This window comes from Hungatella effluvii (assembly GCF_003201875.1).
Taxonomy (GTDB): Bacteria; Bacillota; Clostridia; order Lachnospirales; family Lachnospiraceae; genus Hungatella; species Hungatella effluvii.
Genome location: NZ_QJKD01000025.1, coordinates 17006 through 43527, shown reverse-complemented (window position 1 = coordinate 43527; position 26522 = coordinate 17006). Strand labels below are relative to the sequence as shown.

Annotated in this window: 27 protein-coding genes and 1 other RNA gene; 25 read left to right on the top strand and 3 right to left on the bottom strand. The window is 49.5% G+C overall.

What is annotated here, in order from left to right; translation table 11 throughout:
• Positions 1-33: 33 nt before the first annotated feature.
• The 7 genes from DFR60_RS27890 (at position 34) to DFR60_RS27860 (ending at position 5136) form a co-directional block, all read left to right on the top strand.
• Positions 34-975, top strand: coding sequence for a tRNA dihydrouridine synthase (locus DFR60_RS27890; protein ID WP_110326298.1), 942 nt, complete (start codon positions 34-36; stop codon positions 973-975).
• A gap of 61 nt (positions 976-1036) precedes the next feature.
• Positions 1037-2428: a lipase family alpha/beta hydrolase gene (locus DFR60_RS27885; protein ID WP_110326248.1), complete on the top strand. Its 1392-nt coding sequence runs from the start codon at positions 1037-1039 to the stop codon at positions 2426-2428.
• Positions 2429-2819: 391 nt separating this feature from the next.
• Positions 2820-3162, top strand: a transfer-messenger RNA (tmRNA) gene (gene ssrA / locus DFR60_RS27880).
• A gap of 321 nt (positions 3163-3483) precedes the next feature.
• Positions 3484-3873, top strand: coding sequence for a hypothetical protein (locus DFR60_RS27875; protein ID WP_110326246.1), 390 nt, complete (start codon positions 3484-3486; stop codon positions 3871-3873).
• Complete coding sequence (locus tag DFR60_RS27870; protein WP_110326244.1) at positions 3860-4078, top strand: YdbC family protein; 219 nt, start codon at positions 3860-3862, stop codon at positions 4076-4078. The genes DFR60_RS27875 and DFR60_RS27870 overlap by 14 nt, the downstream gene beginning before the upstream one ends.
• Before the next feature lie 89 nt (positions 4079-4167).
• Positions 4168-4575 (top strand): ACT domain-containing protein, encoded by a 408-nt coding sequence (locus DFR60_RS27865; RefSeq protein ID WP_002600162.1) that lies wholly within the window; start codon positions 4168-4170, stop codon positions 4573-4575.
• An 18-nt stretch (positions 4576-4593) separates the two neighbouring features.
• On the top strand, positions 4594-5136 hold the full coding sequence (locus DFR60_RS27860) for a GNAT family N-acetyltransferase (protein ID WP_110326242.1): 543 nt from the start codon (positions 4594-4596) through the stop codon (positions 5134-5136).
• A 110-nt stretch (positions 5137-5246) separates the two neighbouring features.
• On the opposite strand, the gene DFR60_RS27855 is transcribed toward DFR60_RS27860, so the two are convergent.
• A complete protein-coding gene (locus DFR60_RS27855; RefSeq protein WP_110326240.1) occupies positions 5247-6035 on the bottom strand; it encodes an SDR family NAD(P)-dependent oxidoreductase in 789 nt (262 codons plus the stop codon).
• A gap of 71 nt (positions 6036-6106) precedes the next feature.
• A complete protein-coding gene (locus DFR60_RS27850; protein WP_243005204.1) occupies positions 6107-6688 on the bottom strand; it encodes a TetR/AcrR family transcriptional regulator in 582 nt (193 codons plus the stop codon).
• 199 nt (positions 6689-6887) lie between these two features.
• Between DFR60_RS27850 and codB the strand changes: the two genes are divergently transcribed.
• Positions 6888-8135: a cytosine permease gene (gene codB / locus DFR60_RS27845; RefSeq protein WP_110326238.1), complete on the top strand. Its 1248-nt coding sequence runs from the start codon at positions 6888-6890 to the stop codon at positions 8133-8135.
• Positions 8136-8150: 15 nt separating this feature from the next.
• Positions 8151-9386, top strand: a complete 1236-nt coding sequence (gene codA / locus DFR60_RS27840; RefSeq protein ID WP_110326236.1) for a cytosine deaminase — start codon at positions 8151-8153, stop codon at positions 9384-9386.
• 63 nt (positions 9387-9449) lie between these two features.
• Here the strand turns inward: codA and DFR60_RS30590 are convergent, their stop codons facing one another.
• On the bottom strand, positions 9450-9596 hold the full coding sequence (locus tag DFR60_RS30590) for a DUF6019 family protein (protein ID WP_002600156.1): 147 nt from the start codon (positions 9594-9596) through the stop codon (positions 9450-9452).
• A gap of 385 nt (positions 9597-9981) precedes the next feature.
• Here DFR60_RS30590 and DFR60_RS27835 point away from each other — a divergent pair, with 385 nt between their 5' ends.
• The 16 genes from DFR60_RS27835 (at position 9982) to DFR60_RS27765 (ending at position 26310) form a co-directional block, all read left to right on the top strand.
• On the top strand, positions 9982-10203 hold the full coding sequence (locus DFR60_RS27835; RefSeq protein WP_002600155.1) for a hypothetical protein: 222 nt from the start codon (positions 9982-9984) through the stop codon (positions 10201-10203).
• A gap of 130 nt (positions 10204-10333) precedes the next feature.
• Positions 10334-10480: a hypothetical protein gene (locus DFR60_RS30585; RefSeq protein WP_002600154.1), complete on the top strand. Its 147-nt coding sequence runs from the start codon at positions 10334-10336 to the stop codon at positions 10478-10480.
• A 229-nt stretch (positions 10481-10709) separates the two neighbouring features.
• Positions 10710-11213 (top strand): MarR family winged helix-turn-helix transcriptional regulator, encoded by a 504-nt coding sequence (locus DFR60_RS27830; RefSeq protein WP_002600153.1) that lies wholly within the window; start codon positions 10710-10712, stop codon positions 11211-11213.
• Between the two features lies 1 nt (position 11214).
• Positions 11215-12954: an ABC transporter ATP-binding protein gene (locus DFR60_RS27825; RefSeq protein ID WP_110326234.1), complete on the top strand. Its 1740-nt coding sequence runs from the start codon at positions 11215-11217 to the stop codon at positions 12952-12954.
• Positions 12954-14828, top strand: a complete 1875-nt coding sequence (locus DFR60_RS27820; RefSeq protein WP_110326232.1) for an ABC transporter ATP-binding protein — start codon at positions 12954-12956, stop codon at positions 14826-14828. Before DFR60_RS27825 ends, DFR60_RS27820 begins: the two co-directional genes overlap by 1 nt.
• Positions 14829-15159: 331 nt before the next feature.
• Complete coding sequence (locus tag DFR60_RS27815; RefSeq protein WP_110326231.1) at positions 15160-15486, top strand: PadR family transcriptional regulator; 327 nt, start codon at positions 15160-15162, stop codon at positions 15484-15486.
• Positions 15473-16063: a DUF1700 domain-containing protein gene (locus tag DFR60_RS27810; RefSeq protein ID WP_002600149.1), complete on the top strand. Its 591-nt coding sequence runs from the start codon at positions 15473-15475 to the stop codon at positions 16061-16063. The genes DFR60_RS27815 and DFR60_RS27810 overlap by 14 nt, the downstream gene beginning before the upstream one ends.
• Positions 16060-17139 (top strand): DUF4097 family beta strand repeat-containing protein, encoded by a 1080-nt coding sequence (locus DFR60_RS27805; RefSeq protein WP_110326228.1) that lies wholly within the window; start codon positions 16060-16062, stop codon positions 17137-17139. Before DFR60_RS27810 ends, DFR60_RS27805 begins: the two co-directional genes overlap by 4 nt.
• A 775-nt stretch (positions 17140-17914) precedes the next feature.
• Complete coding sequence (locus DFR60_RS27800; protein ID WP_110326227.1) at positions 17915-18661, top strand: copper homeostasis protein CutC; 747 nt, start codon at positions 17915-17917, stop codon at positions 18659-18661.
• Positions 18662-19102: 441 nt separating this feature from the next.
• Positions 19103-20425, top strand: coding sequence for an electron transport complex subunit RsxC (gene rsxC, locus DFR60_RS27795; protein WP_110326225.1), 1323 nt, complete (start codon positions 19103-19105; stop codon positions 20423-20425).
• An 11-nt stretch (positions 20426-20436) separates the two neighbouring features.
• On the top strand, positions 20437-21360 hold the full coding sequence (locus DFR60_RS27790; protein ID WP_110326223.1) for an RnfABCDGE type electron transport complex subunit D: 924 nt from the start codon (positions 20437-20439) through the stop codon (positions 21358-21360).
• A gap of 1 nt (position 21361) precedes the next feature.
• On the top strand, positions 21362-21982 hold the full coding sequence (locus DFR60_RS27785) for an RnfABCDGE type electron transport complex subunit G (protein ID WP_110326221.1): 621 nt from the start codon (positions 21362-21364) through the stop codon (positions 21980-21982).
• Positions 21983-21993: 11 nt separating this feature from the next.
• Positions 21994-22785: an electron transport complex subunit RsxE gene (gene rsxE, locus DFR60_RS27780; protein ID WP_110326219.1), complete on the top strand. Its 792-nt coding sequence runs from the start codon at positions 21994-21996 to the stop codon at positions 22783-22785.
• A gap of 12 nt (positions 22786-22797) precedes the next feature.
• Entirely contained in the window at positions 22798-23373 is a 576-nt protein-coding gene (gene rsxA / locus DFR60_RS27775) for an electron transport complex subunit RsxA (protein ID WP_110326217.1), read from the top strand.
• Positions 23374-23388: 15 nt separating this feature from the next.
• On the top strand, positions 23389-24177 hold the full coding sequence (locus DFR60_RS27770; RefSeq protein WP_110326215.1) for an RnfABCDGE type electron transport complex subunit B: 789 nt from the start codon (positions 23389-23391) through the stop codon (positions 24175-24177).
• Positions 24178-24780: 603 nt separating this feature from the next.
• Complete coding sequence (locus tag DFR60_RS27765; protein WP_110326213.1) at positions 24781-26310, top strand: serine hydrolase; 1530 nt, start codon at positions 24781-24783, stop codon at positions 26308-26310.
• Positions 26311-26522: the final 212 nt, after the last annotated feature.

Genomic DNA, 26522 nt, shown 5'->3' with positions numbered 1-26522 from the left:
GATCATAAGGAACCATGCTGCTGTTTTGCCCCGATGGAGGGGATTACAGGCTATGTATACCGGAGCGCCCATCACGCGCTGTTTCCCCATGTGGACCGGTATTTTACTCCATTTTTACAGCCGAACCAGAATCACCGCTTCGCTTCGAGAGAGCGAAATGATGTGCTTCCGGAACATAACAAAGGAATTACCCTGATTCCTCAGATTCTCACAAACCGTGCGGAAGACTTTATCTGGATGGCGGGTGAGCTTGAGGCGCTGGGGTATGACGAGGTGAATTTAAATCTGGGATGTCCGTCCGGAACGGTGGTTACGAAATATAAGGGAGCCGGTTTTCTGGCGAAAAAGGAAGCGCTGGATGCATTTCTTGATGAGGTATGTGCGGGAATCCATATCCGTCTTTCCGTAAAAACAAGGCTGGGAATGGCATCGCCGGATGAATTTGAGGAACTCCTTGAAATTTACAATAAATATCCCTTAAAAGAATTGATAATCCATCCGCGGGTGAGAAGTGATTTCTATAAGAGTACGCCTGACCGCGCCGCATTTCAAAAGGCTCTGAAAGCCAGCAGAAATGAGGTATGGTACAATGGAGACATCTTTACTCCCGGGGACTGGGAGGAGTTCCACGCCGGATTTCCGGAGGTGGACTGTATTATGCTGGGCCGGGGCCTGATCGCAAATCCCGGACTGGCTGGTGAGATTAAGGGATTCGGTTTTCCGGACAAAGGCCGGATTAAGGAATTTCACGATATGATTTACCAGGGTTACCGGGAGACCATATCCGGCAACCGGAATGTCCTGTTTAAGATGAAGGAACTCTGGTTTTACCTGCTGTTTCTGTTTCCAGGATCGGAAAAATACGGAAAGAAGATTCGCAAGGCGGAGCGGGCCGCGGAGTATGAAGCTGCCGTCGCCTCGCTGTTCCGGGATCTGGATATTCAAGAGGGCCGCGGATACGGAGAAGAACGTTAGAAAGCAGGTATCAGTGGGAATCATCGGCGGATAACAGAAGAAGACAGAGGGGAGTAAACTCATGAAGGCAAAAAGATTATTAAGGAAGCTGTATCTGGCGCTTATGATTGCGGCGGTATCGAATCTTCCGCTGCTTGTGTACGGCTTATTTACCGGACGCCTCATGGAAGGGACGATACCGGCACAGCCCGCAGCGGCAGTTGTTGGGGCCATTCTCTTAAGCATTTGCTGGCTTTATTTTAATATAAGACCGTACCATGACAAGAACCATGCAAAGCTGCGTCTCGTTATCATGCGCGGTGGACGGACTCTTGGATTTGCTGCGATTTACGGAATTCTGGCACAGTGCCTGATTGCATTTGTCCTATATCCCCGTCTGCTCAGCGGCAGCGCTGAGACAGCGGAATGGCCGGTGGGTGTCCTGATCGGCAATATGGTATTTGCGGCAGCGGCTCTTCTGGTTCTTCTGTGGAATGGAATTCTGAGGATGTATCTTACGTCGGCGCGTCTTCGCGTGAGAATGCGGGTCCTGATGCTGCTGGCCATGTGGATTCCGATTGTCAATCTGGCTGTGCTGCTCCATGCCATGAGACTGGTACGGGCGGAGTATGATTTTGCCTGCTACAAGGAATCCGTCCGGTCGACCCGCGTGGAGTCCAATCTCTGCCGGACGAAGTATCCGCTCATTATGGTGCATGGAGTCGGCTTCCGCGACCTTCGTTACTTTAACTACTGGGGAAGAATTCCCCGGGAACTGACGCGGCTAGGGGCCACCGTCTACTATGGCAATCAGGAGGCGCTGGGGACCATTACCTACAACGCAGAGGACATTCGGAAGAAGATCCTGGAGGTGGTGAAGGAGACCGGATGTGAAAAGGTCAACATCATTGCACACTCAAAGGGCGGACTGGATGCGCGCTATGCCATCAGCAAGCTGGGGATGGCGCCATACACGGCGTCACTTACGACAGTCAGTACCCCGCATCACGGATGCCGGTTCGTTGACTACGCCGTCCGCTTACCGGAAGGCTTATACCGTCTGGTTGCCAAATGCTTTGACCGGACATTTTCCCGGTTTGGGGATAAGAACCCGGATTTCTATACCGCGACCCATCAGTTTTCCACAGAGTCCAGCAGAGCATTTAATGAGTCGGTTCCCGATGCGTCCGGTGTCTTCTATCAGAGCTATGCTTCGAAGATGCGCGACTGTTTCAGCGATCCGCTGCTGTGGATTCCCTACTGCCTCATAAAGCCTCTGGAGGGGGACAATGACGGCCTGGTGAGCACGGAGTCTGCCCGCTGGGGAGAATTCCGCACCGTGTTTGCCAGCAGCGGCCACCGCGGGATATCTCACGGGGATATGATTGACTTGAAAAGGGAAGATTATAAAGGCTTCGATGTGGTGGAATGCTATGTCCAGATCGTTTCAGAACTGGTAAAAAAAGGTTTTTAGGATTAGCAGATCCCGTTCCCAGGCCCGCCGTCCTCGGCCTCCCGTTCGGTCACGGCTGGCTCCTGCGCCCTTTCCAGTTCCAGTTTCGGGCATAAGCACTTCTAAACGTGCAGAATTTTTCTAAAAACCAGAGAAAATGACCAAACTCGCTGCGCTCAGACAGGTGGTCATTTCCCCTGAACGAAAAATCCTGCGCGTTAAGAATTGCTAATACCCTGCAAAGTCACTGGAAAGGGCGCAGGAGCCAGCCGTGGCCGAACGGGAGGCCGAGGACGGCGGGCCTGAGAACGGGATTTGACGGCAGTTCCAAAATCCGGAATCTTGGGCAGCACTCTTGACAGCGTTCCTGTTTCGTGCTAGTATAAGGATACCTCAAAAGAGGCACCAGTCCGGGGTAGTACTGGTTTCGACAGGGGTCATGCAGCTGGTGAAGCTATCCGCATGCGATGCGTTAAATGGCAAACTTAAATATAAACGCTAACAATAACGAATTAGCACTGGCAGCTTAATGCTGCTTGTCGGCCTTAGGGCACTCACACCTTAAGAATCCGGCATCGACGATGTGAGAAACGACTTATGCAAAGCTTTGAGCATATGGGCGTATGATGAAGCTACTGAACTCACCAGGGTGTCAGTTTTCGGGTGACAGAGGGAATGTAAAATAACTGACTATGATAGTAGAAGAACAGGGAATTGGTTTTTGGACACGGGTTCAAATCCCGTCTACTCCACTCAAAAGGCTCAGTATTTACTGGGCCTTTTCTTTTTTTTATGTAACAGGAAAGTGCTCCTGTTACACAAAAAAGCCCTCCTGGCAGGAGGCGCACTCCGCGCTAAGGAAGTATGGCCGCTGAAGCAGCCGCGCTCCGGCGCGCGACTCCGGCTCGCCGGACTCTTTATTCTATGAGTATACCGTGTTCCCATATTCTGCGGTTCACAGTCCGGATAAGCGATGAACTGCTGATCCGGTGATTGACAGATCATAAAAAGGCTGATATTCTGAAAGCACGCGGCTGATACTCAGGACGACCGGACAGCATACGGAGGTGATTATTATGAAATTTATGGGATTTACCATAGAAAGCAGGGAAGAACAGAGAAAGCGGGAAGAGGAAGCCCTGCACCATTATTTCCGTTACGGTGCGAAGCACAGAAACAAGGTGGGAAGGCTTCTGGAAGAACTGATTCCGGGTGAGAAGCGGGAACACCTGATTATGTATTACCTGCAGATCAAAGACGCCATGGAAAAGGGCGGGACACAGGATTTTGATGAGGCAGTAAAACGGATTAATCCCAAAAGCCGGATTATTTCTGTCAATAAAACGATCCATCAGTACTATAAAGCGGTCATGGAGGCGGATGTCGATATAAAAGAGGATCTGGAACTTCCGACTGCGGAGGAAATAAAGAAACGGGAAAGAGGGGCAGAGAATGGCGGATATTAAGTTTGATATTGTAAAAGAGTTTGGCGTGCTGTCCGAGAATGCCAAAGGCTGGAGAAAAGAAGTGAATCTGATCAGCTGGAACGGCGGTGCCCCGAAGTATGACATCCGTGACTGGGCGCCGGATCACGAAAAGATGGGAAAGGGAACGACGCTGTCCGAAGAGGAGATGAAGAATCTGAAAGAGATTCTGGGAGAACTTCTATAACAGAGGTGGTTTCAGAATGGACAGGTTTATGGTATAATCTGTTAATCAGCGAGCCATAAGGCGAAAGTAAACAATCAGGAGGATAAGTTATGCTGAAGCAATTATCGATTTACGCAGAGAATAGAAAAGGCACATTTAAGCACGTCACCGGAATTCTTGAGGAGGAGAACATCAATATCCTTGGTTCCGTAACCAATGACAGTGCAGAGTATGGAATTATCCGCATGGTTGTATCAGCTCCGGACAAGGCGGTAACGGCACTTGAGAAGGCGGACTATTTATGCAAACTGACTGACGTGGTGGGCGTTGAGATGGCGGATGAAGTGGGAAACCTTCATCACCTTTTGATGGCTCTCTCAGAGAGCAACATCAATGTGGATTACGTTTATCTGTCATTTAACCGTGATTCCAACAAGCCGATCCTGATTTTTCACGCAGATGATATCCGGGCGGTCGAGGCGTGTCTGGCGGGAAAAGGGTTTACGGTAGTCTCTTAGGAATATGGGAGGATTACTATGAGAATAGAGGACGAAATCATCGATCTGGGCGAACATCAGCTGCTTCTTAGAAATGCCGGAGAAGAGGATGCCGAAATGCTGCTGGAATGCTTAAAAACAACGTGCGGCGAGACCAGGTTTCTTGTGAAAGAACCGGAAGAGATCGATTTAACGCTGGATGACGAGCGAAAATTCATACATAATCAGAATGAGTCGAAACAAAATATCATGCTTCTTGGATTTGTCGATGGAGAGTATGTCGGAAACTGTTCCCTGATGGGGATGGAACAGGGCAGATTTAAGCATCGCGTCAGCCTGGGAATCGCGCTGTATCAAAAGTATACCGGCCGCGGCATTGGAAAGGCGATGATCGGAAAGCTGATTGAAATTGCGAGAGAGCATCAATTTGAACAGATTGAGCTGGAGGTTGTAGCCGATAATCAGAGAGCGATAGCCCTCTATAAGAAGATGGGATTCGAAATCTTCGGGACATTTCCGAACAATATGAAGTATAAGGATGGGACTTATGCAGACGCATATTGGATGATGAAACGATTATAACAGACCGGTTTGAGCTGTTTGAAAATGCAGCAGAATAGAGAGTCAGGCTTGCCGGACTCTCTATTCTGTTTCAGAACACGCAACTGACCGTGGCTGTTTACCGTGGCCGTTTATTTCTTGCCGGAGAGACTGCTGGAAAACCTGGCCGCCATCCGGTAAAACAGGTTCCTGGGTAAGAACCTGACGAGAGTCCGTATCATCTTTGCACCGGTGTCGGGTACGGAGATGACCTTTTTCTTAGCGAAATCTTTCATGGCGTCGGCGACGATGGCATCGGGATCGCGAAAACCGAATAATCCCTTCCTGCTCTTATCCATATGCATTTCAGCGCTTTCATGAAAATGTGAATCAATAAATCCGGGGCAGACGGCCTGTACCCTTATGTCCGTGCCGGAGAGCTCCATATGTAAGCCTTCGGTAAAATTTATAATATAGAGCTTCGTGGACGAATAAAGAACATTGTGCGGGAGAACGGCAAAGGCTCCGTCCGATGAAATGTTAATGATGGCTCCGGAATTCCTCCGTACCATGCCCTTTAGTACAAACTGGGTCAGCTTCGTCACACACCAGACCTGCAGATAAAGCATCTTTTCCACATCCGTTTCCGGGGTATCGACAAAGGAAGGTTTTAGCCCGAAGCCCGCGTTGTTCACCAAAATATCGATGGTTCGATCTCCGATTTGGGCGAGGAACCGATTGATCCCGTCTAAGCTGGACAGCTCTGCGATGATGACCTCCACGTTCACATGGAATTGATTTTGCAGGCTTTCCGCATTTTCCCTGATGATGTCTTCCCGCCGTCCGGTTATGATTAAATTGCATCCTTTGGAAGCAAAGTATCTGGCATAGCTGAGCCCAAGACCGCTGGTTGCGCCGGTGATTAATGCTGTTTTACTCATTGATAAGACTCCTCTCATTGAACAATGTTCACTCGCTGCCCGAAATGCCTCCCCTGTCAATATCTGTGCTATTACAGCTTCAGCAGCCCGGTAATATAGCCTCTGGCCAATTCTGTTTTCCTTTCCGGAGACAGTTCGTCATCATTCAGGATCGGAAACAGACCATAAAGTACAAATTTGGAAAAGGAAGCGGTATCGGCGACCGCCGCGGTTCCATTCTCATTCAGGCTGTCGAAAAAAGACTTTACATAAGGAAATAAATAATCGCAGTTGGACAGAAACAGCAGGCTGTGAAAGGTTTTATTTTCAGCCTGATGGAAAAATTCATGGTATTTCTCTTTGCCGTCGCGGTCCAGGAATAAGTCCGCAACGCAGTCCAGTAATCCGTCGATGTCCCCGCGGTATCTCTTTAAAGCCTGAACGATGGGGGCGCAGTAGTCCAGAACATACTGGGAGACGGCGCTGTCAAATAATTCCTGCTTCGAATTAAAATACCGGTAACAGAGGCCGGGAACGACGCCGATCACTGCAGCAATATCCCGCATAGTCGTTTGTTCATATCCCTTTTCTGTAAATGCCTGCATGGCGGCGTCCATAATTTCCTGTTTTCGTTCCTCCGGCGGCTTGGAAATCCTTATTTTTTCTTCCTTCACAGTATCACCTCTCTTCTCTTAAATCATTGTAGCACTCGAGTGAACAAAAGTCAATGAACAATATTCACTGGATAAAAATAGATTTGATTGACATTCCATAAAAAGATTTGTATAGTAGTCTACGGAAAAGAACGCATTCCGATTGAATGATCAGATGCGCTCTGGAGACAATATTATAAATAAGAAGACGAGGTGCGCAATGACAAAGGAAAAGGCAACGGCAAAGGATACCGAATTTTCACTTACCGCCGTACCGCCTCAGCTGAAGCGTCAGGGGCTGTGGGCTGCAATGGTAGTGCTGGTGGGGTTCACATTTTTCACGCCCAGCATGACTGCGGGAGGAAATTTAGGAATCGGCATGAACGCAGCCGGATTTGTGGCGGCAATGCTGATCGGCAACATCTTTTTAGGGATTTACTGTGGTATATTGGGGTATATCGGGCAGAAGACGGGGCTGACGCTGGATTTACTGGCGCACCGATCTTTCGGTGAGGTCGGTTCCTTTCTCCCATCAGCCTTAATCAGCTTCACACAGATCGGATGGTTTGGCGTGGGTGTCGCCATTTTTGCGATCCCGGTATCGGAGCTGACTCATGTGCCGGTTGCGATTCTGATTATCATTACGGGCATCGTGATGACGCTTACCGCCTATTTCGGTATCAAGGCGCTGGCGGTTCTTGGATCCATTGCGGTTCCGCTCATTGCCATTCTGGGTATTTATTCTGTCAGCTGGGGTGTCAGGGAGGTTCACGGTTTTGCGAATGTCTTCGCACAGAACCCGGAGAATCCGATTTCGCTGGCGGCTGGCATTGCCATCGTGGTTGGATCTTTTATCTCGGGAGGAACGGCGACGCCAAACTTCACCAGATTTTCCAGGACGCCGAAGACTGCGGTCACGGCGACGGTGGTAGCTTTCTTCGTAGGAAATTCCATCATGATGATATTTGGAGCCGTCGGCGGCGCTGTTACGGGAGTTGCGGATATCTTTAATATTCTGATTTTACAGGGACTGGCGGTACCGGCGATAATTACGCTGGGACTCAACATCTGGACGACCAATAATAACGCGCTTTACACAGCCGGCCTCGGAGTATCCAATATTACCAAGGTTCCCATGAAGCCCATGGTTTTAGCGGGAGGTCTGGTAGGAACGGCGACGGCTGTCTGGCTCTACTATAATTTCGTCGGTTTTTTAAATCTGCTGAGCGGGATGATTCCTCCTGTCGGCGCGGTGATCATTCTCCATTACTTCTTCCACAAAAAGGATTATATGGACGAGTCCTATCCGCATACAGCAGTGAATCCGGGCGGGATTTTAGCGGTGGCCGGCGGAGCGCTTGTAGGAATCTTTGTCCAGTGGGGGATTAAGCCGCTGAATTCTTTGCTGGTTGCGGCTGTGATTTTTGTGATCATCGACCGTATTTTTGGAAAACGCTGTACTAGATAGGAGAGGAGAACCGTTATGCTTATAAAACAGATCTTGATTGAAAATGGAAAAGAGGCTTCCGATATCCGCGTGTCTAACGGAGTATTTGAAGCGATTGCGCCTGCATTGGAACCGCTTCCGGGTGAGGAAGTGATCGACGGTACCGGGAAGTCTGCATTTCCGCCGTTTATCGAAAGCCACGTTCACTTAGATACCTGCTTAACGGCCGGGGACCCGGTGTGGAATATGTCGGGCACCCTGTTCGAGGGGATTGAGTGCTGGTCGAAGCGGAAGGAAAAGCTGAGCAGGCAGGACGTCAAGGAGCGCGCCCGGAGGGCGGTGCAGATGCAGGCGGCGGGTGGCGTTCAGTACGTAAGAACCCATGTCGATGTGACAGACCCATCACTGACAGCCATGGAAGCCATGCTGGAACTGAAGGAGGAACTGAGGGACTATGTGACCATTCAGATCGTCGCGTTTCCTCAGGAGGGGATCTTAAGCTATCCAAATGGCAAAGAACTGCTGGAAAATGCGGTGAAGATGGGAGCGGACTGCGTGGGCGCGATCCCTCATTTTGAATTTACCAGAGAATACGCCGTGGAGAGTGTCAATTACTGCATGGAGCTGGCGGAGCGATACGACCGTCTGGTGGATGTCCACTGCGATGAGATCGACGATGAGCAGTCCAAGGGACTGGAGGTTCTGGCCTGCCGCGCTTTAGAAAGCGGACTGAAGGACCGTGTAACCGCCAGCCACACCACGGCCATGCACAGCTATAACAACGCTTACTGCAGTAAGCTGTTCCGTCTGCTTAAGATGAGCGACATTAACTTTGTCAGCAATCCTCTGGTAAACACCCATTTACAGGGAAGATTTGACAATTACCCGCGCCGCCGCGGCGTTACCCGGGTGAAGGAGCTGCTGGCCAACGGCAATAACGTTTCCATGGGTCACGACGATATCTTCGATCCCTGGTATCCCCTGGGCGACGGCAATATGATGAGCGTGGTCCACATGGGCCTTCACGTGTGCCAGATGATGGGATACGAGGAGATTTTAAACAGCTATAAGCTGATTACCCATAACGCGGCGCGGACGCTGAATCTGGGAGATACCTATGGAATCAAGGTGGGAAATCCGGCTGACTTTATTGTGCTGAACCAGAAGGATTTCTATCAGGCGCTGAACAAACAGAGCGAGGTACTCTTTAGCTACCGGGAAGGCAGGCTGATCGCCAGTACGAAGCCGGCTGAGAAAAACGTGTTATTTTAGAGGCAAAAGGAAAAGGACGATACCCGGTATGGGATCGTCCTTTTTTGAGATGGCGCCTTTCACTTACTGCTGGTCCTTGTGAATCTCTTTGTAGGCTTCCAGAATTCCATTTTTAACGGCTTTTTTTATTAGATAATAACCCAGGACAAAGAAGACTACAGGTACGGCGATAATAACTATGACATAGATAATCCAAAAAGCAATACTCATCAATGCGGCCCTCCTTTTCGCTTACAATTTTATAGTATCATTGTAGGGGATGGACTGATGAAAAACAAGTAGCAAAAGTATTACGATTTAGGAAGCCTGCCGGAGACCTTCACAGAACGCCATCCGTAAAGATATTGTAATTGTTTGTAAGCTTCCGTATATGGAAAATGACTGTCCGGTATGGTATAGTCGAAAAAAAGAAGCAGGTATCATGAGAGAGGGGAATGCGATGATGCTATATTACCGTATGTATCTGTTCTAGGTGTGGAGCAAGTGTCCGTAACGGGCAAATATAAAACCCATGCCAGGGATAGAATTGGAAAGAGAGATTCAGAAAGAACTTGAAGAATGGGAGATGGAGTTATACTGCCGCAATAGGAAGCGGATGTATAAGACTGAAAAGAATTACCGGGATCCCAGAAAAGAAGTGATGGAAGATTACCGCCACCACAGAAAAACGAAGTGGTTTTATGACCATGAGTGCCGGTACGTGAAAAAGCAGACGTCTAAGAAACTTCGCAGGAAGCTGAAACGGGAAATCTTCAATGAAGCATATGATCACGTGATTCCTCATGATTACAAAACCTACGGCTGGATCACGTGGTGATGCCGGAGAGCCGGAGACTGTTTACGGTCTCCGGCTTTCTGACTGAAAATAAGTGGATGTGCCGAAAAAATGGTCATAACAGACGCACTTTTCGCATAAACTATAACAGAATGATATGGGAGGGAAAACCATGACAATTTATCCTGTTTGTACAAGCCTGATGAGATACCGTTTGTTTGTAAACTGTATGGAACGCTACTATCGCTATAAAATGAAGCGGCCCTGCTTCCTCATAATGCAGAACAGCAGGTGGACCGTGGTTACGCTGGAAATGTAACAGCAGCTATATAATCCTACATATTTATATTTATATCTATATTTATGATCACGCCTGGAGCGTGACACGAAGGGGCCTTTTGGCCTCTTTTTTTTCTATATTTCACAGAAATTTCATAATTACCCTATTGTAATCCTTATTGAGAAAGAGTATAATACCTAATTATTAATTAGCTAACTATCACATAACTAATTATTCCCTATATGATGAGGAAGGGAGGCGGAAAAACATGAAATCTTGTGGCAGCGGGCCATGCCATGACAGCAAGTGGCTGGATTCTTCGGCTCATCACGTGCTGACGCAGTACATCAGAATTATGAAGCTGCACCGGAGCATTCTGGAGCAGCGGCTGAATAAGACAGGAGTCTACAGGAGCCAGCATCAGATTTTAACGACCCTGGCGGAACATTCCAACGCGTCCCAGAAGGAAATCGCGGAATATTTAAACGTCACCGCAGCAACCATAGCGGTGTCGGTGAAAAAACTGGAAAAGGGCGGCTATATCACGAGAATTGTGGACCAGGAAGACAACCGGTACAACAAACTCTGTCTGACGGAGGAAGGGCTCGATGTCGTGGAACACAGCCGGCAGTTTTTTAAAAACGTGGAGAATCAGATGTTTCTGGGATTCACGGAGGAAGAGTTTCAGGCCATGGAAGGGTATCTGGAGCGCATTTATGCGAATTTATCCGACATAACGACTAAGACAACGACAAAAAAGGAGGATTCATAACGTGAAGCGATACTGGAAATATATAAAGCCCTATTGGGGCTCATTTCTGCTGGCACCGCTTTTGATGCTGACAGAGGTATTTGGTGAGATCATGCTTCCAAAGCTGATGTCACTGATCATTAACAACGGTGTAGCAAACAGGGACACCAGCTATATCATAGCCGTGGGCGGCGTGATGGTGGTTACGGCCTTTGTTATGGCCGCGGGCGGAATCGGAGCGGCCTATTTTTCATCAAAGGCCTCCATCTGTTTCAGCTCCGATTTGAGAAAAGACGTATTTGACAAGGTACAGCAGTTTTCCTTTAAGAACATAGACGATTTCAGCAGCGGTTCCCTTGTAACCAGGCTGACCAATGATGTTCAGCAGATTCAGAACGTGCTGATGATGAGCCTTCGTATGATGTTCCGCGCGCCCGGCATGCTGATCGGCGGCCTGATCATGGCGTACTTAATGAACCCCAGGCTTGTGACGATTCTTCTGGTCGTGATTCCGCTTCTGCTGATCGCGATTGCCATTATTTTGAAGACGGCTTTTCCGCGGTTCGAAGTGATGCAGAAGAAGATCGACCGGTTAAACTCAGGCGTTCAGGAAGCGCTTACCAATGTGCGCGTCATCAAATCCTTTGTCCGGGAAGACTATGAGGAAGTAAAATTCCGCCGGACCAACGAAGACTTGAAGGAAGGCAGCCTGCGGGCCATGAAGATCGTAATTGCGACCATGCCTGTCATGATGCTGGCCATGAACGTGACGACGCTGGCCGTCGTCTGGTACGGCGGAAACTTAATTATCGGCGGCTCCATGCCGGTCGGTGATTTGACCGCATTTACCACATACATCGTTCAGATCCTGATGTCCCTCATGATGGTATCCATGGTGTTCTTACAGGCCTCCCGTGCCATGGCGTCGTTAAAGCGTGTCCGGGAAGTCCTGGATACGGAGATCGACTTAACGGATGAGCACGCGGCAAGAAAGGACGCTGTCGTGACGGAAGGCCGGATTGAATTTAGAGATGTCTGTTTCCAGTATGCGAAGGACACCGACGAGATGGTGCTGGATCATATTAATTTTACCGCCAATCCGGGAGAGACCATCGGTATCATCGGTTCCACGGGAAGCGGAAAGACGTCCCTCGTCCAGTTGATCCCCAGACTGTATGACGCGGACCGCGGCCAGGTGCTGGTGGACGGTATCGACGTCCGGGATTATTCCATCCGGAATTTAAGAGAGGGCGTCGGCATGGTTCTTCAGAAAAATGTCCTGTTCTCCGGAACGATTGCAGAAAACCTGCAGTGGGGCAGTGATGACGCGACCATGGAAGAGATCCGTGCAGTGGCCGAGAGTGCTCAGGCAGATGGATTCGTCACATCCTTTAAGGATGGATACGAGATGGATTTGGGCCAGGGCGGCGTCAACGTCTCCGGCGGCCAGAAGCAGAGGCTCTGTATTGCGCGCGCCCTGTTAAAGAAGCCGAAGATCCTGATTCTGGATGACAGCACATCGGCTGTCGATACGGCTACAGAGGCAAAGATCCGCGAATGCTTCCAGACCACATTAAAAGATACGACAAAGTTTATTATCGCCCAGAGAATCGGTTCTGTAGAGAGTGCGGATAAGATTATTGTTCTGGATGACGGAAAGATCGTGGGAATGGGAACCCACGAAGAACTGATTAAATCCTGCGAAGCTTACCAGGAGATTTATTATTCACAGAGAGACCGGGAGAAGGAGGCGAGCGCGTAATGGACAATCAGAAACGGGTAGAGAGTTTAAAAAGGCGCTACGGCAGAAATGTAGCCCCGGCAAAAAGGCGCGGCCCCATGGGCGGTCCGGGCCACGGAAGACAGCACGGTAAGGGCGGAATGCCGAAAAACAGCAGGGAGACCATCAGACGGCTGCTGTCCTACTTAAATGGATATAAGCTTCACATGGGGCTGGCATTTTTTTGTGTCATCGTCAATACGGTGGCGACCTTAACCGGTTCCTATATGCTGAGACCAATTATCAATAAATATATCGCTCCCATGGATGGAAGCCGCGGAAGCGTTGGCGGTCTGGCCGCTTCCCTGGTATTCATGGCAGCCATCTACTTCATCGGCGTAATCGCAAACTATGCGCAGTCGAGGGTCATGCTGACTGTGGCACAGAACGCACTGCAGAAGATCAGGGATGAGCTCTTTACAAAGATGCAGAAGCTGCCGGTACGTTTTTACGATACGAACAACAATGGTGACCTAATGAGCCGTTTTACCAACGATGTGGATACCGTGGGACAGATGCTGAGCAGCACGCTTGTGCAGCTGTTCTCAGGCGCTTTAAGCATAGTCGGCACGCTGGCCCTGATGATTTACACCAACATCTGGCTGACCCTGGTGACCATCTTTATGATTCCGCTGATGATGAAGGCCGGCGGTTATGTGGCGGGAAAGAGCCAGAAGTATTTCTCCGCACAGCAAACCTCCCTCGGCGCCGTCAACGGTTATATCGAGGAGACGATCAGCGGCCAGAAGGTCGTGAAGGTCTTCTGTCACGAGGACATCGCGGAAGAAGAGTTTGAGATTTTAAATGAAGATTTACGTGACAACATGATCAAGGCGCAGTTCTTCGGCGGCATGATGGGTCCTGTTATGAGCAACTTAAGCCAGCTGAACTACACGCTGACAGCGGCGATCGGCGGTCTGCTCTGTGTGCTGAGAGGATTTGACGTCGGCGGCCTAACCGTATTTTTAAACTTCTCCAGACAGTTCTCCAGGCCGATCAATGAGATCTCCATGCAGATCAGCAACGTTTTCTCGGCGCTGGCCGGTGCGGAACGTGTGTTTGCGGTTATGGATGAGGAGCCGGAGCCGGTGGATGACGGCGACGCGGCGGTGCTGAATCCAATGAAGGGCTATGTGGAGCTGAAGGATGTTACCTTTGGCTATAACCCGGATAAGACAATTCTGAAGGATATCAGCCTCTATGCGAAACCGGGACAGAAGATCGCCTTTGTAGGTTCCACGGGAGCAGGCAAGACGACGATTACCAACTTATTGAACCGGTTCTACGATATTCAGAGCGGTTCTATCACCATCGACGGTGTCAATATCCGTCATATCAACCGCGACAATCTGCGCCAGAATATCGCCATGGTTCTTCAGGATACCCATTTATTTACGGGGACGGTCATGGAAAATATCCGGTACGGCAGACTGGAGGCCACCGATGAGGAGGTAATCCAGGCGGCAAAGACGGCCTCGGCGTATTCCTTTATCATGCGTCTGCCCCACGGCTTCGACACTGTGCTGGAAGGCGACGGAGCGAACCTAAGCCAGGGCCAGAGGCAGCTTTTAAATATCGCCAGAGCGGCCATCTCCAAGGCGCCGATTCTGATTCTCGATGAGGCCACCAGCTCGGTCGATACCCGTACAGAGAAACATATCGAGCACGGTATGGACCGTCTGATGGCAGACAGAACTACATTTGTCATTGCCCACCGCCTTTCCACGGTGCGCAACGCCAATGCCATTATGGTACTGGAAAACGGAGAGATCATTGAGCGCGGGGATCACGACGATCTGTTGGCTCAGAAGGGCCGGTATTACGAACTCTATACCGGAGTGAAGGAATTGGATTAAAGCATTCTTACACCAGTGCGAAAAATGATTGAATGATTACTATGCAGGCGGATACGCGGCTGAACCACAGCCGTGTCCCGCCTGCTTTTTCTTTGCCGTAAGACCCGCCGCCGCTCTCATGATACCGCCATTTTAAAATCGCGCATCATTTACATGATTAAGAATTACTTAAGAAAAAGCATAGTTTATCATTAGATATATCCGTTGACATTATATATTATATGGAATATAATATACGTATATGAAGTATATATATAAAACACATAAATGTGATTAAAAATCGGCTGTTCAGAAATAATTGTTCAGAAATAATGAGAGGAGGCAGGACGGTATGGTGTATCAATTGACACCGGCGCTGTTGGACGCCATGGTACTGGCGATCGCAGAGGGAGAAGATGCCTACGGCTACATGATCGCCCAGCGGCTGCGGAACATAGCGAGTCAGAAGGAGTCCTCCCTGTACCCGGTTTTAAAGAGACTTTTGGAGGCGGGGTTCCTGGAGACGTATGACCAGGAGTACCAGGGAAGAAACAGAAGATATTATAAGATTACAGAGGCGGGCAGAGGGCAGCTTTTATTCTACCGGAAAGAGTGGGATGAGTTTAAGACTGCGGCTGACGAAATTCTCATTGGAGGTGAAGAAGATGAGCAGGAATGAGTATATGAAAGAGCTGGAGCTGGCGCTTAGGCGTCTTCCGAAGGCGGAACGGGAGGAGGCTCTTTCCTATTATAACGAATATTTTGATGATGCGGGACCTGAACGGGAAGCGGAAGTCATAGAGGAGCTGGGTGACGCAAAGGAGAGTGCGGCTCAGATTGTAAAGGAACTGGCCCTCAAGCGTCTGGAGGAGCCCAAGCCGGAACGGGCCGCCAGGAAAGGATTGTCCACGCTCTGGATCGTGCTTCTGGCACTGTGTGCGGCTCCCATCGGACTGCCCCTCCTGCTGCTCGTTGTGGTCTTCGGCCTGGCCATGGTGCTTATGGTCTTTTCCATTTTCGTTGCGCTTTTCCTCAGCGGAGTAGTATTCGTGGCTGTTGGAATCGTGAGTATCGTGGCAGGTTTCTATTTCATTCCGTCTCAGCTGGCCAGCGGAATCTTCATACTCGGCACGGCACTGGGAGAATCGGGAGTGGGACTGCTTCTGATCTGCGCCGGATGTGCAAGCTGTAAGTATATTTATCAGGGCATGGCCGGTTTTACAAAAAGACTGCTGACGAGGGGGGACAAAAAATGAAGAAAATCATGAAGGTTACCATGGCTGTTGCGGGTGTCTGCATCGTGGCTGGTCTGGGACTGTCTCTGGCCGGATATGCCATGGGCGGAGAGCCGGGCTTCTGGATCGGCCGGAATGGGATGTATACCAACCAGCAGGCGCGGAATTTAAATGCTGAAAAGCTGGTTGAGCTTGAGAAAACAAAGATTGATCCGTTCACCTCCATGGATGTCCGGGTGAATTATAACGGCATTAAGATAAAACCGTCAGAAGATGATTTCTTCTATCTGGAATACCATCTCTATATAAGAAATAAAGAGCCTGAATACACGGTAAAGAATGGAATTCTGAGCTTTACCTGTGTCCCGGAATCAACTAACAGCGAGACATGGGGATCGGCCGGTTTCCTGGTGATAGAGGGAAGTTATGTACACGACCGGGAGGATGGCAGCGTAACGATTTACGTGCCGAAGGACACTCCCATGGATGCAGTAAAACTCTATACCAGCGACAGCAGCGTAATCTACGATGGACCGGATACCAAAACGCTGGATATCACATCGAAGTACGGCAGCATCGATTTAAATGGCATAAAGGCTGAAACGGCTTACTTTACCGCTTCCGACGGGACCATTCACTGTGACAGCGGTACGTTTACTTCTCTCGATATCATCAACAAGTATGGAGAAACGGATTTAAATAGTATTGAGGCTGACCGCCTGGATATTGATGCCTCCGACAGCCAGATTGTATTAAAGGATATCGTGTCCAAGAATATTACCGTGACCAATAAATATGGAAGCATCAAGGGCAGCGCAGTAGTTTCGGATTCACTGACCATGAAGCAGTCAGACGGGTCCTGCGATATCAGAATGGCTGATATAAAGAACGGAGACTTTGAAAACAAGTACGGCGACATCACTCTGGAGCTCACAGGCGCCGAGAAGGATTATAATTTTGATCTCATGATGAAGTACGGAGATATTAACTTAAACGGCAGGAATACGAGCGAAAAAGATATGAGAGAGAATAACGGAGCGGACAAAAACATCGCTATGACGGCAAACGACGGATCGATGCGGATCTTGACAAAATAGTGGGGGGAGAATGCTACGCCAAAGAGCCTGAGGAGAGCAGGAGGGGGACGGGGGCAGACGAACAAAAGGGTTCTTGTTTCCTCGGTGGCAGGAAGTAAAGCAGAAAGACAGGAAAAAAGGGCGGATCGTGCAAACTACGGAGAACTCCTGAAGGACTTCTCATCCGTGTCCACTTGAAATCTGGCTTGGAGGCCAGATTTCACCACCCTTTTTTCCTGTCTTTCTGCTTAACTTCCTGCGAACCTCGGAAAAGGAACCCTTTTGTTCGTCTGCCCCCGTCCCCTTCCTGCTCTCCTCAGGCTCTTTGGCTGTGTATTGGCTCCTTAAGATAAAAAACAATAGTCTAATCCAGAGTTCACAGTTCCCCAATGGAAGGCCATTTATGTTCCTCCATTCCTTGTGGAGCCAAGTGCCCGCCGGAGCAGGGGCAAAATCGCGTTTTCAGGACGCGATTTTGCGGGCACTGAGAGCGAACGCATCAGGCGTTCGGTCGAATTGCCCGGGACCCCTGCGGAGGGGGTTATTCTCCCTTAGTCCCACCCCCTCGGAATCCCTGAACCTTTCTCTCCCTGCCTCCCGCGCGCCCTTTTCCTCAATACCCTACGCAAAAGTCCACGTTTCTTCAATCCACCCCCCCCCGTCAAAAATTGACATGGTATTTTCAAACTGATATACTGTCCCTGTGTGCCGTTCATGAACCGGAAGGCGGAGGCGCGCGTTTCCTTAAGAAATGCGTGCTTATTTCCGGCGGTGAAATGGAGAAAGGAAGGAAAAAATGGGACAAATTACGGTAGAAATCTGCTGCGGGAGTTATTATGATGCGCTGGAGGCGGCAGCCGGAGGCGCGGAGAGAATTGAATTAAACAGCGCGCTGGCACTGGGAGGGCTGACCCCTTCTATGGCCGAACTTCTGCTGGTAAAACAGAAAACACCTCTAAAAGTCATCGCCATGGCGAGACCGAGAGGCGCCGGTTTCTGTTATGGGGTATCGGACTTCAAACAGATGTTTTTTGACTGCCAGATGATGATGGGACACGGAGCGGATGGAATCGCATTCGGCTGCCTGAAGGCGGACGGAACCATCGATTTATCTCAGACGGAACTGATGGTGAAGGCCATCCGGGAAAAGGGCGGAGAAGCGGTGTTTCACCGTGCATTCGACTGTGTGAAGAATCCGTTTGAGGCCGCGGAGCAGCTGATTTCACTGGGCGTGGACCGGATTCTGACCAGCGGACTGAAAAGCAAGGCTCCCGATGGCTGGCAGCTGTTAAAAGAGCTCCAGGATCGTTTTGGAGACAGGATTGAGATACTCGCAGGCAGCGGCATCAACGCGGGCAACGCGAAAGAGCTGACGGAGAAAACCGGCATTGCGCAGGTCCACAGTTCCTGCAAGGACTGGATCGCCGATCCAACCACTGTGGGAGAGGAAGTATCCTACTCCTACGCGGATTCCCAGCACGCAGCCTGCTTTGAGGCGGTGGCGAGAGATAAGGTGGCTGAGCTGCTTTCCTCTGTCAGATAGTGGCGTATTTATTAAATTTTCTAATATATAATCACCTTAAATACCTAAATAATTATTAGATTATCCTCTCTGAAGCTGGGATCAGACAAAGGAATTGAATAAAAATTTCACAATGGAAATTTCAGCGGCAGAATCGATTTATCAAATAAAAAGGGGATCGGCGGCACTGCAGCAGAAATATTTTAAGATAATTGTATTTATATAAATACAAGACATAACCTGGGTTAATAAGTTTCGTCACACTTTTAACAAGGAATTCTTGTGTTCCATCCCTGTATTTATCTGATAAATGGAAGAATTTCCATAAAGAACACAGTATACAATGTGTAAGTTTCAATTGTTTCGATTCCTGAATTATGTTATACTGTACGAGATGGCAAAAATGCGATTGTCATATTTTGCCGGGAGAGATTAAGACTGTATAGAAAGAGGGTTAGTTAGATGGGTTTGGCTACATTTAAAGGCGGCATCCACCCTTACGAGGGCAAGGAACTGTCGGAGAGTAAACCAGTATCGGTACTGCAGCCAAAAGGCGAGATGGTTTTCCCGCTGTCCCAGCATATTGGCGCGCCCGCGAAGCCACTTGTGGCAAAGGGCGACCATGTATTGGTTGGACAGAAGATCGGTGAGCCGGGCGGATTTATATCGGCCTGCGTCATCAGCTCCGTTTCCGGAACGGTAAAGGCTCTGGAACCGAGAATGGTTGCAAACGGCGCCATGGTGCCTTCCATCATTGTGGAGAATGATGGCGAGTATGAGACGGTGGAGGGCTTCGGCAGGGACCGTGATCCGAAGACCTTATCCAAGGAAGAGATCCGTAATATTGTAAAAGAGGCAGGCATCGTTGGTCTGGGTGGAGCAGGTTTCCCGACCCATGTAAAGCTGACGCCAAAAGATGAATCCGCGATCGACACAATCATCGTAAACGGCGTGGAGTGTGAACCGTACCTGACTTCGGATTACCGTATGATGCTGGAAGAACCGGAGAGCATTATCAAAGGACTGAACGTCATCCTTCAGTTGTTTGACAACGCAAAAGGGGTTATCGGTATTGAGAACAACAAACCGGAGGCCATTAAAAAGATGACGGAGCTGGTAAAGGACGAACCGAGAATTACCGTGTGTCCGCTCCTCACCAAGTACCCGCAGGGCGGAGAGCGTTCTTTGATTTATGCGGTTACCGGCAGAAAGATCAACTCCTCCATGCTTCCGGCGGACGCGGGCTGCATCGTGGACAACGTGGATACGGTTATTTCTATTTATAATGCTGTATGCAAGACAACCCCGCTGATCCGCAGAATCATTACGGTGACGGGAGACGCGATAGCGAATCCTCAGAACTACAGTGTGCGGACCGGAACCAGTTACAAAGAACTTTTAGAGGCTTCCGGCGGCTTCAAGACGGAACCGGAGAAGGTGATTTCCGGCGGTCCTATGATGGGTCAGGCGCTGTTCAATTTAGAGATTCCGGTTACAAAGACCTCTTCAGCGCTTACCTGTATGACAAAGGATGAGGTGGCAGTTCATGCTCCTTCCGCCTGTATCCGCTGCGGAAGATGCGTAAGCGTCTGTCCGAGCCATGTGGTTCCCCAGATGATGATGGATGCGGCGGAACGCTCCGATATCGAACGTTTTACCGCATTAAATGGTATGGAATGCTGCGAATGCGGCTGCTGTACGTATGTATGTCCTGCGAAGAGACCTTTAACCCAGGCCTTCAAGGAAATGCGTAAAACAGTTGCGGCAAGCAGGAAGAAAGCGTAGGAGGGTGAAGAATGAGTAAATTATTAAACGTATCATCATCACCTCATGTCAGGGACCAGGTGACAACAAGTAATATCATGCTGGATGTTGCGATTGCCATGATTCCTGCGACTGCGTATGGTGTATATCAATTTGGAATAAAAGCAGCACTTGTCATTCTTGTGACAGTACTTTCCTGTGTGCTCAGCGAATACGTGTATGAGACGCTCATGGGAAAACCGGTCACCATCAGCGACGGAAGCGCCCTGGTAACGGGCCTCATTCTGGCGTTAAACATGCCCCCCACCATTCCGCTGTGGATGCCGGTACTGGGCGGTATCTTTGCAATCATCGTTGTGAAGCAGTTATACGGCGGTCTTGGCCAGAACTTTATGAACCCGGCTCTGGCGGCGAGATGCTTCTTACTGATTGCGTTCGCAGGCAAGATGACCACATTCACATATAATGACGCGGTCGTCAGCCCGACGCCGCTTGCAGCATTAAAGGCAGGACAGGCAGTGGATATTCCGGCCATGTTCATCGGCAAGATTCCGGGAACCATCGGTGAAGTGTCTGTGATCGCCCTGTTAATAGGTGCAGCTTACTTACTGATTAAGAAGGTTATTACCATCCGGATTCCGGCGGCCTACTTAATTACCTTTGCAGTTTTCGTATTCGTTTTCGGACAGCATGATCTGATGTATGTGCTTGCGCATTTATGCGGCGGCGGCATTATTTTCGGCGCGTTCTTCATGGCGACCGACTATGTGACCAGCCCAATCACACCGAAGGGGCAGATCCTGTTCGGTATTCTTCTGGGCGTGCTGACAGGACTGTTCCGGTTGTTCGGCGGTTCCGCAGAGGGCGTTTCCTATGCGATCATCATCAGCAATATTCTGGTACCGCTGATTGAGAAGATTACCCTTCCAAAGGCGTTTGGAAAGGAGGGCAAGTAAGATGAAAAAAGGCGGATTCATGAAAGACGCATTGATTTTATTTGCAATTACCCTGATTTCCGGTCTGCTCCTGGGCGCTGTGTATCAGATCACCAAGGTTCCGATCCAGATGGCGCAGGCGAAGGAGAGCCTTCACAAATACCAGCAGGCCTATCCGGATGCAACGGATTTCATCTTCGATCAGGCGATTCAGGATCAGGTTGTTGTCTCCAAAGAGACTTTGGCGGAGCAGAAGCCTGAATACGGCAACGTTGAGGTGAACGTGGCGTTAAACGCTGTGGATGCCTCCGGCAACGTGATCGGCCATATCATTACGGCCTCCTCAGCCGACAGCTACGGCGGTACGGTAAAGGTTTCCGTGGGTATTACGAAGGAAGGCATGATCACCGGCGTTGAGGTCCTTGAAATCAGCGATACGCCAGGTCTTGGAATGAAGGCGACCGAGCCTGCATTCAAAGATCAGTATAAAGACAAGACAGTAGAAGAATTTACTGTGACGAAGACGGGCAGTACCTCTGATTCTGAGATTGATTCGATCAGCGGCGCGACCATCACTTCAAACGCAGTGACTCATGCAGTGGATGCGGCACTCTATTTCGCAGCTAACTGCATACCGCAATAGGAGGTGGGATTATGAATAAATGTACAGAACGTTTATATAACGGTATCGTAAAAGAAAACCCTACCTTCGTCCTGATGCTGGGTATGTGTCCGACTCTGGCCGTAACCTCGTCAGCCATCAACGGCCTTGGTATGGGGCTTTCCACAACCGTGGTTTTAATGTTTTCCAATATGCTTATTGCAGCCCTCAGAAAGGTGATTCCGGACCGTGTCAGAATTCCGGCTTATATCGTTATTGTGGCAACGCTGGTTACCATCGTGCAGCTGCTGCTGGAGGCTTATGTGCCCAGCCTTAATTCGGCTCTGGGCATCTACATCCCGTTAATCGTGGTAAACTGTATCATCCTTGGCCGTGCAGAGTCCTATGCCTCCAAGAATCCGGTTGCAGCCTCTACCTTTGACGGAATCGGTATGGGATTAGGCTTTACGATCGCGCTGACCTGTATCGGTCTGGTGCGTGAGATTTTAGGCGCAGGCTCATTCTTCGGAATTGCGTTTATACCGGAGGATTTCCATATTTCCATCTTCGTTCTGGCACCGGGCGCTTTCTTTGTTCTGGCAGTCTTAACAGCTCTTCAGAATAAATTCAAGGCTCCGTCGGCCACCAACGGTTCCGTACCGCAGTCCAAGCTGGCGTGCGGCGGTGACTGCATGAACTGTTCCGGCTCTTCCTGCATGTCCAATCATGAGATTTTAGAGACCAGAAAGAGACAGGCGGTGGAAGATTCGCTTGCATCCAAGAAGGCAGATCTTGCCAAAAAGGAAGCGGAGCTAAAGGCCGCGACCTCGAAAAAAGAAGAATAGGAGGATGGATAGATGAAAGAACTGTTTTTAATCGCGGTCGGCTCGGCTCTCGTAAATAACGTAGTCTTAAGCCAGTTCCTCGGTCTTTGTCCATTCCTTGGCGTTTCCAAGAACGTGAAAACTTCTGCCGGTATGGGCGCAGCTGTAATTTTCGTTATTACTATTGCATCATTTGTGACAAGCGTTATTTATAAAGGGATTCTGGTTAATTTAAACCTGGAATTCCTGCGGACAATCGTATTTATCCTGGTTATTGCCGCTCTGGTTCAGTTCGTAGAGATGTTCTTAAAGAAGTCCATGCCGCCTCTTTACGAGGCGCTGGGGGTCTATCTTCCTCTGATTACGACGAACTGTGCCGTTCTCGGTGTGGCTTTAAACAACGTACAGTATGATTACTCGATCCTGGAAAGCGTAATTAACGGTATTGGTACATCTGTCGGATTTACCATTGCCATCGTTATGCTGGCAGGTATCCGGGAGCGGATTGAGAACAACGACGTTCCGTATTCTTTCAAGGGGTCGCCGATTGTACTGATTACCGCGGGACTGATGGCAATCGCGTTTTTCGGATTTTCCGGATTAATTTAAGGGGAGGAGACGAAAATGATAACAGGTATTATCATAGCGGCAGCCGTAGTAGGTATCCTAGGTATTCTGATTGGTGTCTTCTTAGGTGTAGCCAGCGAAAAATTTAAAGTAGAAACAGATGAAAAAGAGATTCTCGTGCGCAACGAGCTGCCGGGCAACAACTGCGGCGGCTGCGGATATGCGGGCTGTGATGCTTTGGCAAAGGCAATCGCCGCGGGTGACGCATCCGTGGATGCCTGTCCGGTAGGCGGAGCGGCAGTTGCAGGCAGAATCGGCGCCATCATGGGCGTGGACGGCACAAGCGCGGAGAAGAAAGTGGCTTTTGTAAAATGTAAGGGTACCTGCGATAAGACGAAGGTCCAGTACAACTACTATGGCATGGATGACTGTAAAAAAGTCGCAGTCGTCCCAGGCGCCGGAGAAAAGGCCTGCGTTTACGGCTGTATGGGATACGGTTCCTGTGTCAAGGCCTGTGCCTTTGACGCGATTCACGTAGTTGACGGTGTGGCTGTTGTCGATAAGGAGAAGTGTGTGGCCTGCGGCAAATGTGTGGCCTCCTGTCCGAACCATCTGATCGATCTGGTACCGTATTCTGCAGAGCACCTTGTTCAGTGCAATTCCCATGACAAGGGCAAAGATGTAAAGGCAAAATGTGAATCAGGCTGTATCGCCTGTACCTTATGTACGAAGCAGTGTGAGTTCGATGCGATCCACATGGATAATAATGTGGCGGTCATCGACTATGAGAAGTGTACCAACTGTGGAAAGTGCGCGGCGAAATGTCCGGTGAAGGTTATTATTTAATGCATAAAAGAGAATGCGCAGTTTTGTGTGCATGATGGGAAACGGAGTACCGGAGACGGTGCTCCGTTTCTGTATCCGCTGGGGAGCGCAGTTTCTGAAGAATCTTTCTTTATAAGCGCTTTTGCTTGGAAGAAAGTAAGTGAAAGGGGCTGGAGAGCGGATGGCGCTGCTGTCTCCGCCATGAATATGCTCATCCTACAAAATTCATAATCCCAAATACCTTGCTAAAATATCGATAGTTTTAAAACGAGTATCCGTTTCTGTGTCGTTCCTGACAATTGTAAAAAAAGCCGCTGCTGAGCCATTCATCGTAAACTTCCAGACCTAAAAGCACTTATAATACGTTTTCTATTCTTTTAATCAATAAAATATTAAAAAACTGTTGACAGTTTATACTGTAACATGTATTATTACAGTATAAACTGTAACTTAAATTATAACAGTAGTGACAGCGATGACGGCAGTAGTAACAACAGCAGTAACACACCAGCAACAGCAAAACAAGTCTAAGTATACGGCCACAGAGTTCACCATAGAGAACTGGCGGGATTGTCAGTGCGTGAAACGAGAGGCGACCGGTCCAAAACGAAAGGAGTATTCAGTATGAACACAAGAGAACACACAGAGATGAAGATGAGGGGCAGCGCGGATGTATCTTATCTTGGAAGAACCGTGGATGAGATGGTATGGGAGTTTATGGAGGAACAGGAGATCCCGGGACTGACCCTGGCAATTGTTCAGGCTCCCTATATTCCGCGGGTTGTGGGATACGGATTTTCAGATGCCGGACAGAAGCGTCTCGCATCGGTGAATACACTTTGGCCGGCAGGTCCTATTTCCCAGGGATATGCGGCAGTGGCGGTCATGCAGCTGTACGAGGAGGGAAGTGTGGAGTTGGACGTTCCTGCCGCAGAGTATGTGGATCCACTCCCGGAACAGTGGAAGAGCATTACGGTTCGTCAATTGCTTCATCACGCTTCGGGACTTGCGGATTACAGGAAGCAGGAGGGATTCAGCCTTACGAGAGAGTGGACGTTTGAAGAACTGATGGGTCTGACTGCAGATCTGCCTCTTCAGTTTGAACCCGGAACAGAGGTGGCTCAGAGTGCAACGAATTTCCTCCTTCTGACCGAAGTGGTCGAGAGAGTGAGCAAAATGGCGTACCAGGAATTCGTCAGGAAGAATCAGTTTGAACTCCTTGGGCTTAAGCATACATCGTTTTCGGATGGTCTCTCAGCATTTCATCAGGAGGATTTATCCTTGAGTGAATACGTTCACCAGATCTTTAAGACCGACGGCCGGTATATTGATCCGGCGGAGACGGCTGTCAGTTACCAGAGCGACGGAAGTGCGTTTCCGCAGATGCATTCCTCCGCCCTCCGCGGTTTTGGGGACGTGTGGGCGTCGGCGCAGGATATCTCCTTCTGGGATATCGGTCTTGCTGGCGGTGTCCTGATCAAAAAGCCGGAAGACAGGGCGGTTGTCTACGCGTCATGGACGCTTCCCGATGGACGGACCGTTCCGGGCAGTGCCGGATGGCAGTTCTACCATCACAGAGGCCTGATGGACATCAAAGGTTCCGTACCCGGATTTTCTTCTTTCTTAAGCCGCTTTACCCATCCGGAGGAGCTGGTATGCGTTACCCTGATGGCAAACAAGGAGGGCGTGGATTTCACGAATCTGGGAAGAAAGATCGCCGGCGCCTTCGGAGATCTCCTGTCCACCAATTACGATGATACGCGGCTGTTCCTGATGGAAGGCCAGTTCTCGGCAGACGAGACGGTAAACAGGCTGGAGAAGCAGTTAAACGCACTGGATATCCCGGTGTTTGCCAAATTCGATCATGCAGGGAACGCGGCGGAGGCAGGATTGGAACTGAGACCGACAACAGTTCTCGTATTCGGAGCGCCGAAGGTTGGAACCGGACTCATGCAGGCGGACCAGAGCATCGCCCTGGAGCTTCCTCTTAAGATCGCGGTATGGGAAGATGAGGCGGGAAGCACCTGGCTGGCATTTCCTAAGATGAAACCGGTGGCGGAGGAATACAGCCTGGGAGATCACCCGGTGATCGGAAATATGCAGAAGCTTCTGGAAAGGCTGGTAAAGAAGGCTGCGAATCTGTATGAAAGCTGATAGAAGAAAAAAACGCTGTGCTGTCCGAGGAAAGGGACAGCACAGCGTTTTTTCTTTTCGTTTTTTGCTTTCGCTATTTCAGGGCGTTCTGCCGGTATTTGGCCGGCGTTGTTCCGTATGCTTTTTGATAAAATCATAGACATACAAGTGAAACCCTGTATGACCTGTTCACAGTACAAGTTAAAAATATATAAACATAGTTCTATAAGCTA

Coding starts and splice junctions, on each gene's coding strand:
- DFR60_RS27890 (WP_110326298.1), top strand. CDS start 34: ATGGAGGGGATTACAGGCTATGTATACCGGAGCGCCCATCACGCGCTG.
- DFR60_RS27885 (WP_110326248.1), top strand. CDS start 1,037: ATGAAGGCAAAAAGATTATTAAGGAAGCTGTATCTGGCGCTTATGATT.
- DFR60_RS27875 (WP_110326246.1), top strand. CDS start 3,484: ATGAAATTTATGGGATTTACCATAGAAAGCAGGGAAGAACAGAGAAAG.
- DFR60_RS27870 (WP_110326244.1), top strand. CDS start 3,860: ATGGCGGATATTAAGTTTGATATTGTAAAAGAGTTTGGCGTGCTGTCC.
- DFR60_RS27865 (WP_002600162.1), top strand. CDS start 4,168: ATGCTGAAGCAATTATCGATTTACGCAGAGAATAGAAAAGGCACATTT.
- DFR60_RS27860 (WP_110326242.1), top strand. CDS start 4,594: ATGAGAATAGAGGACGAAATCATCGATCTGGGCGAACATCAGCTGCTT.
- DFR60_RS27855 (WP_110326240.1), bottom strand. CDS start 6,035: ATGAGTAAAACAGCATTAATCACCGGCGCAACCAGCGGTCTTGGGCTC.
- codB (WP_110326238.1), top strand. CDS start 6,888: ATGACAAAGGAAAAGGCAACGGCAAAGGATACCGAATTTTCACTTACC.
- codA (WP_110326236.1), top strand. CDS start 8,151: ATGCTTATAAAACAGATCTTGATTGAAAATGGAAAAGAGGCTTCCGAT.
- DFR60_RS30590 (WP_002600156.1), bottom strand. CDS start 9,596: ATGAGTATTGCTTTTTGGATTATCTATGTCATAGTTATTATCGCCGTA.
- DFR60_RS27835 (WP_002600155.1), top strand. CDS start 9,982: ATGTATAAGACTGAAAAGAATTACCGGGATCCCAGAAAAGAAGTGATG.
- DFR60_RS30585 (WP_002600154.1), top strand. CDS start 10,334: ATGACAATTTATCCTGTTTGTACAAGCCTGATGAGATACCGTTTGTTT.
- DFR60_RS27830 (WP_002600153.1), top strand. CDS start 10,710: ATGAAATCTTGTGGCAGCGGGCCATGCCATGACAGCAAGTGGCTGGAT.
- DFR60_RS27820 (WP_110326232.1), top strand. CDS start 12,954: ATGGACAATCAGAAACGGGTAGAGAGTTTAAAAAGGCGCTACGGCAGA.
- DFR60_RS27815 (WP_110326231.1), top strand. CDS start 15,160: ATGGTGTATCAATTGACACCGGCGCTGTTGGACGCCATGGTACTGGCG.
- DFR60_RS27810 (WP_002600149.1), top strand. CDS start 15,473: ATGAGCAGGAATGAGTATATGAAAGAGCTGGAGCTGGCGCTTAGGCGT.
- DFR60_RS27805 (WP_110326228.1), top strand. CDS start 16,060: ATGAAGAAAATCATGAAGGTTACCATGGCTGTTGCGGGTGTCTGCATC.
- DFR60_RS27800 (WP_110326227.1), top strand. CDS start 17,915: ATGGGACAAATTACGGTAGAAATCTGCTGCGGGAGTTATTATGATGCG.
- rsxC (WP_110326225.1), top strand. CDS start 19,103: ATGGGTTTGGCTACATTTAAAGGCGGCATCCACCCTTACGAGGGCAAG.
- DFR60_RS27790 (WP_110326223.1), top strand. CDS start 20,437: ATGAGTAAATTATTAAACGTATCATCATCACCTCATGTCAGGGACCAG.
- DFR60_RS27785 (WP_110326221.1), top strand. CDS start 21,362: ATGAAAAAAGGCGGATTCATGAAAGACGCATTGATTTTATTTGCAATT.
- rsxE (WP_110326219.1), top strand. CDS start 21,994: ATGAATAAATGTACAGAACGTTTATATAACGGTATCGTAAAAGAAAAC.
- rsxA (WP_110326217.1), top strand. CDS start 22,798: ATGAAAGAACTGTTTTTAATCGCGGTCGGCTCGGCTCTCGTAAATAAC.
- DFR60_RS27770 (WP_110326215.1), top strand. CDS start 23,389: ATGATAACAGGTATTATCATAGCGGCAGCCGTAGTAGGTATCCTAGGT.
- DFR60_RS27765 (WP_110326213.1), top strand. CDS start 24,781: ATGAACACAAGAGAACACACAGAGATGAAGATGAGGGGCAGCGCGGAT.